Source organism: Acidovorax sp. ACV01 (assembly GCF_014851495.1).
In the GTDB taxonomy this organism is placed as follows: Bacteria; Pseudomonadota; Gammaproteobacteria; order Burkholderiales; family Burkholderiaceae_C; genus Acidovorax; species Acidovorax radicis.
On the sequence record NZ_JACUZT010000005.1, the window covers coordinates 205,757 to 218,547 of the forward strand.

Genomic DNA, 12,791 nt, shown 5'->3' on the forward strand with positions numbered 1-12,791 from the left:
GGAGTAAGCAGCGGAAAAACGGTGCTTTTCGGTACGAGGCCGCACCCTTTTCGCTGATGGGGTCGGGGCAGTCGGCGAGAGGCGCCCGCGCCCCGCATAAGCTGTGCAGAATGCGATGGCAGCAGTCACCGCCTGTGCCCGCGCCGTGCCGCAACCTTCTGTGAAACCACCCGTTGCACGCCCACATCCACCCCAGCTTCCACCCCACGTCCTCCATGGTCCGACCCTTGATGCCCCCCACTGGCCCCCTCACAACGCTCTTCCCCCTGGGGCAAAGGGCCTTCGCATGACGGCGCCCGCTGATTTCTGGCCCGGATGCGGCTTTCAGGCACTGGCCCGGGATACGCGCGGCTGGCTGGTGCCCACCGATGCGTACCTGCAATGGCTGCTGACCCGACCCGAACTGGCCCTGGTGCCAGAGTCGTGCCCGTCGGAGGTGGCTTTGCACGAATCGCTGGCCGCTTCGCCCGCACGCAGCGTCGCACCTCAGGAGCTGGCAGCGGTGCAGGACAGCGATGCGCGCGAGAACTACACCGTGTTCCTGCGATTTCGGGATGCGCTGATGGAGGCGGGTTCGCTGGAGGCCTGCTATCTGCAGCTCATGCGCAGCGGGGCCGTCAACATCCCGGCCGTGTTCATCGACGCCATGGTGCAGGCCGTGCTGCGCCATCTGCTGGACCGCTGTGACGATGCCATGGAGGCGCGCGCGGCCGAGATGCTGTTTCGCCCGCAGCGCATTGCGCAGCAAAGCGGGCAGATGCTGGCTGGCGATAGGACCACGCTCGACCTGCTCAACGAGACCGCCGGGCTGGGGGACGTAGGCCGTCTGCTGCTGCAAAGCGGAGCGTTGCAGCCCGCCATCGACCTGCAGGTGCTCACGGCCGACAACGCGCCGCTGTATTGGGCGCAAAGCGACCGGCACCACTTCTTGCTCGACCTGACCCACGAACTGACACAGGACCTGAGCCATGGCCTCACCTTCAAGATGACGCGCGCCCGCTCGGGCCTCAAGGCGCTGTCGGGGGTGCTGGAGCGCTGGGTGCGGCACTTTCTGGGTGTGCAGGTGCACATCGAGCCTGTGCACCAGGTCACCGACAGTGCGTGGCGTTGGCACGTGGGGCTGGATGTGGAGTCCACGGCCATCCTCAACGACCTGTATGAGGACCGGCCGGTGGATGCCGACCGCATGGCGCGCTTGGTAAGCCTGTTTACGCTGACTTTCGGCAACCCAGCCGAGATGCGCGCCGATGTGGCGGGCAAGCCGGTGTACCTGGGGCTGGCGACCAACGCCGAGGGCGTGGTGCGCATCAAGCCGCAGAACCTGTTGCTCAATCTGCCACTAGCATCAGCATCTTGAAATGCTATTAAATCAATAGCTTCTAGCGCTTTATCAACAAGCGCTAGCGGCCAATTCGGTTCAATTTTTCTCCCTAAAGAAGACTCTCCGGTGGCTGGTGCTCATCCAATCGTCATCAAGCTCGCATTCCCGCCCGCAGCCGCCGTGTTCACGCTCAGCGCGCGTTCGATGATCAGGCGCTCTAGCGGGATATCCACCGCGCCGGTTGGCAATGCTGTTACCCCCACGATCGGCCCGTGGCGTTGGGAGAGGGCGGTGCACACCGTGTGCAGAGAGGTCGCGTCACCGTGGTGCAGCACGGCGTCCAGCTCCACCGCGGTGTCCACCAGTGCGTTGTCCTGCAGCGTGATCTGGGCCTGTACCAGCGTGGGCAGTTGTGCCCGCAGGCCGGCTTGATCGGTCGGCCAAAGCGACGTGCCGCCCGTGGCGAGCACGGCTGCGGTTTGTGTGAGCAGGTCGTCGGTGCCTAGCGCCACGCACAGCACGCGACTGCGCGGAGCCAGGGTGTAGACATTGCGCTCGCCCGTGGGGCCGGGCAGGGTGCGGGCAGTGCCGCTTTGGGTTTCTGCGGCAAACCGCTCGCAGGTGCGGGCCAGGGCGGGATGGCCTTGTGCCGTAGCCCATTGCTGCAGCGTATGGAGCGGGGCCAGCAGCCGTTCCCGCTGCGTTTCCTCGGGCGGCACGATGCGATCCGCGTCGGCAAAGGTGCGGGCCAGCGCGTCGGCTGGTCGCTGGGAAAGCAGCCGCAGCAGATACAGCGGCCCGCCTGCCTTGGGGCCCGTGCCCGACAGGCCTTCGCCGCCAAACGGCTGTACGCCCACCACGGCGCCGACCATGTTGCGGTTCACGTAGACATTGCCGGCATGGGCGCGGTTGACCACGCGGGCAATGGTTTCGTCGATGCGGGTGTGCACGCCTTGCGTCAGGCCGTAGCCGGTAGCGTTGATCTGGTCGAGCAACTGGTCCAGGTCGTTGCGGGCATATCGCACCAGGTGCAGCACCGGGCCGAAGACTTCGCGTTGCAGTTCGCCAATGTGGTTCAGCTCGATCAGGGTTGGCGGCACAAAGGTGCCCTGTGCTCCGGCTGCCGAAACATGGTTCGGGTGCTGGAACACGCGCTGGCCCTTCGCCTTGAAGGTCTCGATGTGTTGGGTGATGCCCGCTTGTGCGTCGGCATCGATGACCGGGCCCACGTCCACGCGCAGCGCACCCGGATTGCCAACGCGCAGCTCGCCCATGGCGCCCTGCAGCATCTCGACCACGCGGTCGGCTGCGTCGTCTTGCACGCACAACACGCGCAGGGCCGAGCAGCGCTGGCCTGCGCTGTCAAAGGCGGACGACACGGCGTCGCCCACTACCTGTTCGACGAGGGCGGACGAGTCCACGATCATCGCGTTCTGCCCGCCGGTTTCTGCAATCAACGGGATGGGGCGGCCTGCAGCATCCAAGCGCCCGGCCACGGTGCGCTGAAGGATGCGCGCCACCTCGGTGGAGCCGGTAAACATCACGCCCATCACGCGGGCATCGCCAATCAGGCGGGCGCCCACGGTCTCGCCCTGGCCGGGCAGCAGCTGCACTGCGGCGCAGGGCACGCCGGCCTGCCACAGCAGGCGAACGGCTTCGGCGGCGATCAGCGGGGTCTGCTCTGCCGGCTTGGCCAGCACGGGGTTGCCCGCAGCCAGCGCCGCCGCCACCTGGCCCATGAAGATGGCGAGCGGGAAATTCCAGGGACTGATGCAGGCCACGGGGCCCAGCGGGATGTGGGTGGCGTTGTCGAAGGTGCTTTGCACCTGGGCCGCGTAGTAGCGCAGAAAGTCCACGGCCTCGCGCACTTCGGCCACGGCGTTGCTGGCGCTCTTGCCCGCTTCGCGCATCAAGAGGCCCAGCAGGGGCAACATGCGCGCTTCCAGCAGGTCGGCCGCGCGCAGCAGGGCGGCGGCGCGTTTGGCGGGCGGTGTGGCGGCCCAGGGGGCTGCGGCGGCCTGGGCGTGGGCCAGGGCCTGGTCTACGTCGGCGGCGGTGGCTTCTTGCACCTGGCCCACCACGTCATGGTGGTCGGCGGGGTTGCGCACGGGCTGGATGGGGCCTGCGGGCACGTCCTTGGCCAGCAGCGGCGCCGCCGTCCAGGCGTGGTTTGCCGTGGCTTGCAGCGTGGCGGCCAGTTCGGTCAGCGTGTTTTCGTTCGACAAATCCAGCCCACGCGAGTTGGTGCGGTGCGCGCCATACAGACCTTGGGGTGTGGCAATGCGCGGGTGGGGCAGGCCAGCGGCGCCTTCTGCCGCAGCTTGTTGGTCCACCACCTTTACAGGGCTCTTCACCAGCTCATCCAGTGCAATCGTTTCGTCGGCAATGCGGTTCACGAACGAGGTGTTGGCGCCGTTTTCCAGCAGACGGCGTACCAAATAGGCCAGCAGGGTTTCGTGTGTGCCCACGGGGGCGTAGATGCGGCACGGGCGGCCCAATTTACCGGCGGTGATGGCGCCCACCACCTGCTCATACAGCGGCTCGCCCATGCCGTGCAGGCACTGAAATTCGTATTGCCCGGCGTAGTAGTTGCTGCCTGCCAGTTGGTAGATGGTGGCCACCGTCTCGGCGTTGTGGGTGGCGAACTGGGGGTACACGGCTTCGGGCGCGGCCAGCAGCTTCTTGGCGCAGGCGATGTACGAGATGTCGGTGTGCACTTTGCGGGTGTAGACGGGGTAGTCCTCCAGACCATCGACCTGGGCGCGCTTGATTTCGCTGTCCCAGTACGCGCCCTTGACCAGGCGCACCATCAGGCGGCGCTGGGTGCGGCGGGCCAGGTCCACCACATAGTCGATGACGTAGGGGCAGCGCTTTTGGTAGGCCTGGATCACAAAGCCAATGCCGTTCCAGCCCGCCAGCGTGGGCTCGTGGCACAGGCGCTCCAGCAGGTCCAGCGACAGCTCCAGGCGGTCGGTTTCTTCGGCGTCGATGTTCAGGCCAATGTCGTACTGCTTGGCCAGGGCCGTGAGGCGCAACACCAGCGGGTACAGCTCGTCCATGACGCGGCCAAACTGGGCGCGGCTGTAGCGCGGGTGCAGGGCCGAGAGCTTGATGGAGATGCCCGGCCCTTCATAGATGCCGCGCCCGGCAGAGGCCTTGCCAATGGCGTGGATGGCTTGCTCGTACGAGGCGTAGTAGCACTCGGCGTCTTCGCTGGTCAGTGCCGCTTCGCCCAGCATGTCGTACGAATAGCGAAAGCCCTCGGCTTCCATCGTGCGGGCGTTGCGCAGCGCTTCGTCGATGGTTTCGCCGGTCACAAACTGCTCGCCCATCATGCGCATCGCCATGTCTACGCCTTTGCGTATCAGCGGCTCGCCCCCCTTGCCAATCAAGCGGCCCAGCGAGTTGCCCAGGCTGCCTTCACTGTGTGTGGCCACCAGCTTGCCGGTGATCAGCAGGCCCCAGGTGGCGGCGTTGACGAAGAGCGACGGGCTCTTGCCCAGGTGGGCATCCCACTGGCCGTGGCTGATCTTGTCGCGGATCAGCGCATCGCGTGTGGCCTTGTCGGGGATGCGCAGCAGGGCCTCGGCCAGGCACATCAGCGCCACGCCTTCTTGCGAGGACAGCGAGAACTCCTGCAACAGCCCCTGCACGATGCCCGCGCGCCCTGCGCTGGCCTTGCGCTCGCGCAGCGCCTTGGCAATGCGCAGCGCCAGTTGCTCGGCCGACGCTGCTTGATCGGCAGGCAGGCGGGCCTGGGCCAGCAGCGGGGCCAGGGCCTCGGGCTCGGGGCGGCGGGTGGCTGCGGTGATGGCTGCGCGCTGCGGGTTGTTCAGCGGTGTGCGGGGCGCGAAGTCTGCAAACGGGGCGGAGGGCTGCGTCATGGCGGTGTCTTTCAGGAGTTTGGCGGGGCCCAACACCAGGTGAAAGTGTGGGTGGGGCGCGTTATTGGCGATGATCCTTGGGTTAATGGTGAATAAATGGTCGAAAATTGGCGACAAAACCGAATAAATCACTAACCGAAATGCAAATAGAACCCGATCTGGACCGGATTGACCGCAAGATCCTGTCAATCCTGCAGGAAGACGGCCGCATTGCCAACCTCAAGCTGGCCGAGGCCGTGGCCCTGTCGCCCACGGCGGTGCTGGCGCGCGTGCAGCGCCTCACGCGCGATGGCTTCATCCTGGGCTACGAGGCGCGCCTGAACCCCCTGAAGCTGGGTGCGGGAATGCTGGTGTTTGTAGAGGTGCTGCTGGACCGCACCACGCCCAACGTGTTCGACCAGTTCAAGGCTGCCGTGCAGGTGCACCCCGAGATCATGGAATGCCACATGGTGGCGGGCGGGTTCGACTACCTGCTCAAGACGCGCTCGGCCGACATGAATGCCTACCGCGTGTTTGCGGGCAATGTGCTGTGGCAGTTGCCGGGCGTGCGCGAGACACGCACCTATGCGGTGATGGAGGAGGTCAAGCACACCAACCACCTGCATCTGCGTTGAAAGCCAGGGGGGCGTGCAGCCGCACCGCAGCCTCCAGGCCACACCCACATTGGCTCGACCTGCCAAAGCCCGCATAATGCCCAGCAGACCTGCCAGATTGAGGAGAAGAACCATGATCCGCTTCCCATACGCTGCTGCTGCCCTGCTGGCAGCCGCCTTTTTCAGCCAGTCGGCCGCGGCCTCGTGCTACGTGGTCTACGGCCCCGACAAGGACATCGTGTACCGCGCGCCCGAGCCGCCGGTGGACATGTCCTACCAGATTCACCAGACCCTGCCTCTCGTTGCCCCGGGCTCCACGCTGGTGTTCTCGCCCGACAACCACAACTGCGACCTCCCCATCAACAAGCTGCCTCTGGCGTCTGCACAGGGGGCCACGGGCTCCATGGGCATGGGTGGCCGTCCTGCCCGCGCAGATCGCGGCTAAGAAGCGGCTCACGATCCCCTGCGTGATCGTGAGCAGGTTCTCAGGACCCCGGTCAGGCGGCCCCGGCGGAAGGGCGTCCCGGGCCTGAGACAATCGGGGGATGAGCGAACCGAAAGAACTATCCCCCGCGTTTGAACCGACCGAGCAGAATTCCCAGGGCGACCTGCCCGAGGGCTGGCTGCAGGTCCAGTCCATGGACCTGGATGCCCAGGGCGTCGCCCGCAAGCCCGACGGCAAGGTCATCTTCATCGACGGTGCCTTGCCATTCGAGCTGGTTACCGCCAACACCCACCGCAAAAAGAACAACTGGGAGCAGGCCAGCCTGTTGGCGATTCACCGTGAATCGTCGCAGCGCGTGCGCCCTGGCTGCCCACACTTTGGCCTGCATGCCGGTGCGTGCGGCGGCTGCAAGATGCAGCATCTGCATGTCGGCGCCCAGGTGGCCGTCAAGCAGCGGGTGCTGGAAGACAACCTCTGGCACCTGGGCAAGGTCAAGGCCCAGACCATGCTGCGCCCCATCGAAGGCCCATCCTGGGGCTATCGCTACCGCGCCCGGCTGTCCGTGCGCCATGTGATCAAGAAGGGCCAGGTGCTGATCGGCTTTCATGAACGCAAAAGCCGCTATGTGGCAGACATGCAGCAGTGCCCTGTGCTGCCGCCCCATGTGGACGCCATGCTGATGCCCTTGCGGGCGCTGATTGCAGGCATGGACGCACGCGACACCTGCCCACAGATCGAACTGGCCTGTGGCGACACCGTGACCGCCATGGTGCTGCGCCACCTGGAGCCGCTGAGCGCGGATGACCTCGCCCGGCTGCGCGCCTTTGCGGCCGAGCACCACGTGCAATGGTGGCTGCAGCCCAAGGGGCCGGACACCGTGAAGCTGCTGGACGAAGGCGGCGAGCAGCTGTCGTATGCACTGCCGGACTTCGGCATCACCATGCCCTTCAAGCCCACCGATTTCACGCAGGTGAACCCGCACATCAACCGCGTGCTGGTGTCGCGCGCGCTGCGCCTGCTGGATGTGCAGCCCCATGAGCGTGTGATCGACTGGTTCTGTGGCCTGGGCAACTTCACACTTCCGCTGGCCACGCAGGCCCGCGAGGTGCTGGGCATTGAGGGCAGCGAGGCGCTGGTGGCACGTTCGCGCGAAAACTATGCCTTGAATCAGGCCGTAGCGCATGACCATAAAGCATTGGCAGCTACTGATTTTGTAGCGCGCAACCTGTTCGAGATGACCCCAGAGATGCTGGTGGCCGACGGATCTGCCGACAAATGGCTGGTGGACCCGCCCCGCGAAGGCGCATTCGCCCTGGCCAAGGCCCTTGCGGACATCGAGCAGGCGCGCATCGGTGCTGAGGGCGCAGGGCCATTGCCTGCTGGGGCCGAGGGCTGGACGCCCCCGAAACGCATCGTCTACGTGAGCTGCAACCCCGCCACGCTGGCCCGCGATGCCGGGCTGCTGGTCCACCTGGGGGGCTACCAGTGCACGGCGGCGGGCATGGTGAACATGTTCCCGCACACGGCCCACGTGGAGAGCATGGCGGTGTTCGAGCGCGTCTGAGCCCAAGGCGAGGGCAGGGCGGCCACTGTGCTGGCTGCCCCCTCAGATGCTGATGGCGGGACGGGGTTGTTAGCTGCGACTGCGGCTGGCAGCGGGGTCGCGGGGTTCGGTCTCGATGTCGCCGGACCGCTCTGTGCGTTCGGGCTTCTCCACCTTGCCGAGCACCGAAGGTGTGCCTTCCAGCTTGTTCTCGCGCATGTAGGCGTCCATGTCCTTCCACCCGGCAAACACCGAGGCCTTGGCGGCCTTGGGGTTCAGGGTGTAGCAGTCTTCCAGGCCCCGCAGTGCGTGGCGGCAGGCGCCGCCGATGGCCTTGGCTTCCTCCTCACGCTGGGCGACGCGCGGGTCCGGGCCCAGGCCGGGAATCTTGTCGCAGGCAGTCAGCAGCAGGATGCTGGAGAGAGCCAGCAGCCGCAATGCGGTGGAGGAAGGTTTGCGATACATGTACTTGCATTATCGGCACGCCGTGCGCGCTATTGAGGCCCGGGCGGCGCAAAGGTACAAGAAAAAAGGCTCCCGGAGGAGCCTTTGAGGATGGTCACACGCGAGTACGGGGGGATCAGTCCCGCTCGCCACCCATGATGCCCAGCAGGGCCAGCAGGCTCTGGAACACATTGAAGATGTCCAGGTACAGCGCCAGTGTGGCGCTGATGTAGTTGGTTTCGCCGCCGTCCAGTATCTGCTTCAGGTCATACAGCATGTAGGCGCTGAAGATGCCGATGGCAGCCACCGAGATCGCCATCATGCCGACCGAGGAGCCAACAAACACGTTGATGACGGCGCCGACCATGAGCACCAGTGCGCCCACCATCAGCCACTTGCCCATGCCCGACAGGTCGCGCTTGATCACGCTGGCCAGGCTGGCCATCACGAAGAACACGCCTGCGGTGCCGGCAAACGCCGTCATGATGAGGTCGGTACCGTTCTTGAAGCCCAGCACCATGCCGATCAGGCGCGAGAGCATGAGGCCCATGAAGAACGTGAAGGCCAGCAGCACCGGCACGCCAGCGGCCGAGCGCTTGGTCTTTTCGATCGCGAACATGAAGGCGAATGCGCCGCCCAGGAACACGATCAGGCCCACGCCGCCGCGCAGCGACTGGGTGATGCCCGTGGCCACGCCCACCCAGGCGCCGAGCACCGTGGGGATCATGCTCAGCGCGAGCAGCCAGTAAGTATTGCGAAGCACCTTGTGGCGCTCTTCCTGCGAGATGCCATAGCCCGCAGAGTGGCCCAGGGTGGTGACTTGGTCATTCATCTTGTGTCTCTCCTTGTTGGCCTGCACAACGCAGACACGACAAATTTTAGGTGGTGATGGTTTTTGGCCTTGTAATAACCGCTTTGGGTCACCTACTTTTGGTAAGGGTTCTTTCACCCTGGGTGGGGGTGAAGGGCCGCTGCGATGCCGCTATGCTTGCCGGTTCTGGTGCCGGGGGCGGCCTGCTGGCAACCCGTTCACCCTCCATTTCATTTCTTCCTTTTCCGGATTGCTCCATGAAAACCAAACCCGAACTCGAACTGGCCGACGTCAAGGCGGTGGCCGCTGCGGCCGAAGCCGAAGCCCTGAAGAACAACTGGGCGGTAACGATCGCCATCGTCGACGATGGCGGCCACCTGCTGTGGCTGCAGCGCCTGGATGGCGCCGCCGCCGTGTCCTCGCACATCGCCCCGTCCAAGGCCCGCACGGCTGCCCTGGGCCGCCGTGAGAGCAAGGTGTATGAGGACGTCGTCAACGGGGGCCGCACGTCCTTCCTGAGCGCGCCGGGCATCGACGGCCTGCTCGAAGGCGGTGTGCCGATCCTCAAGGACGGCCAGTGCCTGGGTGCCGTGGGTGTGAGTGGCGTGAAGTCGACCGAAGATGCGCAAATTGCCCGTGCCGGGATTGCAGCGCTCGGGCTTTGATGCACATGGGTTATCGAAGGTGCTATTGAATTTATAGCTGCGAGCGCTTGTCCATCAGGCGCTAACCGCCAAAAATCTTCAAATTTGCACTCCAAACCTGCATCCCCAACAAAAAACCGGCCCAGTGGCCGGTTTTTTGTTGGGTTCGAAGCATCCTGGGGCGGGGAGAACTGGGCAGAAAAAAAGCCTGGCTACGCGGGCGAACCCGTTGGCTGGCAAAAACGACCCTTGCGAGCTTGTTGCAAGCCCGGGAGTCGCCCCACGATGAAACCTGTCTGGAGGGCCTGTGCTGGGCCTTTGCGTTCACCCGTTCACGCGGGAGGGAGAAACGCCGTTATTTGGTCAGGATCAGCTTGCCCAGCTTGGTGGCCTGCAGGCGGTAGACCGAACCGTTGTGGCTGATGGCCACAGCCTTCTGGCCCTGCAGCAAGGCGCTGCTGTCCACGGCGGCAGCACCCGTCTCGGCAAAAGGGGCGGCCCCTTCGTGGCCGACCTGCGAGGCAGCCTTGTCGGCGGAAAGAGGACGCAGGAGCGAGGCGGCGGTCAATGTGGCTTGCATGAAGATTTTTCCTGTTGCGTTGCAGTGCGTTTTGTTAATGATAACGATTCGCAATTACAAGTCAAGCGGGTTTGATGTTTCTTTTTGTTGTTTTTTCTGGCCGGTCCGGGGGCGCTTTTCCGGGGGGCCTTCAACGCCGCTGCCCGGCCAGCAAAGCTGTACCGGGCAGCGGCTTGAACAGGCTGCCGGGCTGAGAGCCCGGCGGAGTCAGAGGCTGTTGGCGCATCGGGTGCGGAGGACATGCCCACCGCACGCTCCGCTCAGGACTGGGGCTCGGTCACAAACCCGATCTTGCGCACGCCTGCACGTTGCGCTGCGGCCATGGCCTGGGCCACGCGTTCGTAGCGCACTTCCTTGTCGCCGCGGATGTGCAGGTCAGGCTGGGGCTCCTTGGCGGCCTCGGCCTGCAGGCGGGGGAAGAGTTCTTCTTCCGTGACCTGCGATTCGTTCCAGAAATACTTGCCATCGGCCGACACCGACAGGCGCACGGTCTCGGGCTTGATGTTCTCGGGCTGGTTGGTGGCGCGGGGCAGGTCCACGTTGACCGAGTGCTTCATGACGGGCACGGTGATGATGAAGATGATGAGCAGCACCAGCATGACGTCGACGAGGGGCGTCATGTTGATTTCGTTCATCACGTCATCGGCGTCGTCTTGGGTTCCGAAGGCCATGGCTTAGCCACCTTTCTTCATGGGCAGGACCTTGCCTTGCTCGCCGGGCGCATTCACGCGGGCGCCGGTGACAAAGTAGGCGTGCAGGTCATGGGCGAAGCTGTTGAGGCCGCCCAGGATGGACTTGTTGCCACGCACCAGCGCGTTGTAGCCCAGCACCGCAGGGATGGCCACGGCCAGGCCCAGGGCCGTCATGATCAGCGCCTCGCCGATGGGGCCGGCCACCTTGTCGATGGTGGACTGGCCCGAAGTGCCAATGGCCAGCAGCGCGTGGTAGATGCCCCAGACGGTGCCGAACAGGCCAATGAAAGGCGCGGTGGAGCCCACCGAGGCCAGGATGGCCAGGCCGGACTGCAGGCGCGACGTGAATTCGTCGATGCAGTTGCGCAGGCAGCGGGTGACCCAGTCGCTCACGTCCAGGCTGTCGTGCAGGTGCGCCTTGGTGTTGCGGTGGTGGGCCGTGGCCTCACGGCCTTCCAGCGCCAGGTGGCGGAAGGGGTTGGTCGGGTCGGCGCCCAGCTTGGTCAGGCCAGCGGCAAAGTCTTCGCTGTGCCAGAAGTCCTGGGCCGAGCGGGCGTGTTTCTTGAACTTGATGATGTCCAGTGCCTTGATGAGGATGACGATCCACGAGGCCAGCGACATGGCCAGCAGCAGGATGGCGACGGCGCGGGTGACAAAGTCACCCTGGATCCAGACGTTGGCGATGCCGAATTGCGATTCCATGCGAAAAACTCCCTAAAGCGGTAATTGGTGGTGAATTTGGTTATTCGAGAACGAAGTTGACAGGGACCAGGTTCCACATGGTCTCGGGCACGCCGTTGCGTTTGCCGGGCACGAAGCGCCAGCGCATGACGGCTTCCTGGGCCTGTCGGTCCAGGCGGTCGAAGCCGCTGGACTTGCTGATTTCCACCTTCTGCGGGGTACCGTCGATGCCGATCAGCACGCGCAGCATCACCTTGCCCTGCTCGCCCATGCGTTTGCTGATGGCGGGGTAGCTGGGTTTGGGGTTGTTCAGGTAGGCGGCGTCGCTGGAAGGCAGCTCGATCTTGGGCGGCGCAGGTGGCGCAGGCGGGGCGGGTGGCGCCGGGGGCGCTACCGGTGCCTCGATGGGGGGCGCTGGCGGCTGGGGTGTGGTGATGCCCGTGGGGGCATTGGGCGCGGGGGTGGGGTCTGCAATGGCCACCGGCATGGGGGCGGGGCGCGGAGCCACCTTGGGGGCGGGCTTGGGCGGCGGCGGGGGGGCGGGCGGCGGGGGCGTGATCTTGGGTGCGGCGGGTGGCGCGATGAACTCCGTCAGCAGTTCCGCCGGCACGATGATCTCGGCGGCCTTGCGCAGCAGGCCGGACTGCAGGGCCCAAAGGCCCGCAACATGCAAAGCGACGACAGAGCCCACGATCACGGTGTTGCGGCTGAACCCCCCGGGGGTGGCAAAACGATCTGGGTGAGACATAAAAATGATAGCGGCTAGCGCTTGTACATCAAGCGCTAGCGCCCTAAAAGACCTCGATTATTTGCGAAAGATCCACCAGGCCGAGCCTGCGACGAGGATCAGGCTGCCTGCGAGTGTAGAGAGGAGTTCCATGACTTGCTTTCCAGAATGGAGCTGGCAAGCTGGATCGTTTTCGGCGCTGCCTCATTGTGCAGGGCGGCCACCGGATTCGATGCACTGCACTGCGCCACGACATCGCGGGCACAGCTTTCGCAGCACCCGCATTGGGTGGCCACGCCCAGTTCGAACTGGATTTCGTCAAAGCTCATGCCTGCACGTGCGTGGCGGGCAATCTCACGGTCGGAAATCCGGCGGCAAACACAGACGATCATGGCGGCAGGCAGTGTGGCTGGCTGTTGAAGGTGT

At 65.0% G+C, this 12,791-nt stretch carries 13 protein-coding genes; 5 read left to right on the forward strand and 8 right to left on the reverse strand.

What is annotated here, in order from left to right:
* Window positions 1-286 precede the first annotated feature (286 nt).
* The gene (locus IB243_RS16020) at window positions 287-1,357 is read left to right on the forward strand and encodes a DUF6352 family protein (RefSeq protein ID WP_192428284.1); all 1,071 of its coding nucleotides are present in this window, start codon (window positions 287-289) and stop codon (window positions 1,355-1,357) included.
* 101 nt (window positions 1,358-1,458) lie between these two features.
* Here IB243_RS16020 and putA read toward each other — a convergent pair whose 3' ends face one another.
* On the reverse strand, window positions 1,459-5,205 hold the full coding sequence (gene putA / locus IB243_RS16025) for a trifunctional transcriptional regulator/proline dehydrogenase/L-glutamate gamma-semialdehyde dehydrogenase (protein ID WP_192428286.1): 3,747 nt from the start codon (window positions 5,203-5,205) through the stop codon (window positions 1,459-1,461).
* A gap of 140 nt (window positions 5,206-5,345) precedes the next feature.
* On the opposite strand from putA, the gene IB243_RS16030 reads away from it, so the two are divergent.
* The 3 genes from IB243_RS16030 (at window position 5,346) to rlmD (ending at window position 7,807) form a co-directional block, all read left to right on the forward strand.
* Complete coding sequence (locus tag IB243_RS16030; RefSeq protein WP_192428288.1) at window positions 5,346-5,819, forward strand: Lrp/AsnC ligand binding domain-containing protein; 474 nt, start codon at window positions 5,346-5,348, stop codon at window positions 5,817-5,819.
* Window positions 5,820-5,931: 112 nt separating this feature from the next.
* Window positions 5,932-6,243: a hypothetical protein gene (locus IB243_RS16035; protein ID WP_010458084.1), complete on the forward strand. Its 312-nt coding sequence runs from the start codon at window positions 5,932-5,934 to the stop codon at window positions 6,241-6,243.
* Window positions 6,244-6,343: 100 nt separating this feature from the next.
* Window positions 6,344-7,807 (forward strand): 23S rRNA (uracil(1939)-C(5))-methyltransferase RlmD, encoded by a 1,464-nt coding sequence (gene rlmD / locus IB243_RS16040; protein ID WP_010458086.1) that lies wholly within the window; start codon window positions 6,344-6,346, stop codon window positions 7,805-7,807.
* A gap of 69 nt (window positions 7,808-7,876) precedes the next feature.
* Here the strand turns inward: rlmD and IB243_RS16045 are convergent, their stop codons facing one another.
* Both IB243_RS16045 and IB243_RS16050 read right to left on the reverse strand, forming a co-directional pair.
* Window positions 7,877-8,251, reverse strand: a complete 375-nt coding sequence (locus IB243_RS16045; protein WP_010458088.1) for a hypothetical protein — start codon at window positions 8,249-8,251, stop codon at window positions 7,877-7,879.
* Between the two features lie 115 nt (window positions 8,252-8,366).
* On the reverse strand, window positions 8,367-9,062 hold the full coding sequence (locus IB243_RS16050) for a Bax inhibitor-1/YccA family protein (RefSeq protein ID WP_010458089.1): 696 nt from the start codon (window positions 9,060-9,062) through the stop codon (window positions 8,367-8,369).
* 236 nt (window positions 9,063-9,298) lie between these two features.
* Here IB243_RS16050 and IB243_RS16055 point away from each other — a divergent pair, with 236 nt between their 5' ends.
* Complete coding sequence (locus tag IB243_RS16055; RefSeq protein WP_010458090.1) at window positions 9,299-9,706, forward strand: heme-binding protein; 408 nt, start codon at window positions 9,299-9,301, stop codon at window positions 9,704-9,706.
* Between the two features lie 334 nt (window positions 9,707-10,040).
* Here IB243_RS16055 and hemP read toward each other — a convergent pair whose 3' ends face one another.
* The 5 genes from hemP to IB243_RS16080 form a co-directional block, all read right to left on the reverse strand.
* Window positions 10,041-10,265: a hemin uptake protein HemP gene (hemP, locus tag IB243_RS16060; protein WP_192428290.1), complete on the reverse strand. Its 225-nt coding sequence runs from the start codon at window positions 10,263-10,265 to the stop codon at window positions 10,041-10,043.
* A 260-nt stretch (window positions 10,266-10,525) separates the two neighbouring features.
* On the reverse strand, window positions 10,526-10,936 hold the full coding sequence (locus IB243_RS16065) for a biopolymer transporter ExbD (protein WP_010458183.1): 411 nt from the start codon (window positions 10,934-10,936) through the stop codon (window positions 10,526-10,528).
* Window positions 10,937-10,939: 3 nt separating this feature from the next.
* On the reverse strand, window positions 10,940-11,659 hold the full coding sequence (locus IB243_RS16070) for a MotA/TolQ/ExbB proton channel family protein (RefSeq protein ID WP_192428292.1): 720 nt from the start codon (window positions 11,657-11,659) through the stop codon (window positions 10,940-10,942).
* A gap of 40 nt (window positions 11,660-11,699) precedes the next feature.
* Window positions 11,700-12,386, reverse strand: coding sequence for an energy transducer TonB (locus IB243_RS16075; protein WP_192428294.1), 687 nt, complete (start codon window positions 12,384-12,386; stop codon window positions 11,700-11,702).
* 98 nt (window positions 12,387-12,484) lie between these two features.
* Window positions 12,485-12,757, reverse strand: coding sequence for a bacterioferritin-associated ferredoxin (locus IB243_RS16080; RefSeq protein ID WP_010458177.1), 273 nt, complete (start codon window positions 12,755-12,757; stop codon window positions 12,485-12,487).
* Between the last annotated feature and the right edge of the window lie 34 nt (window positions 12,758-12,791).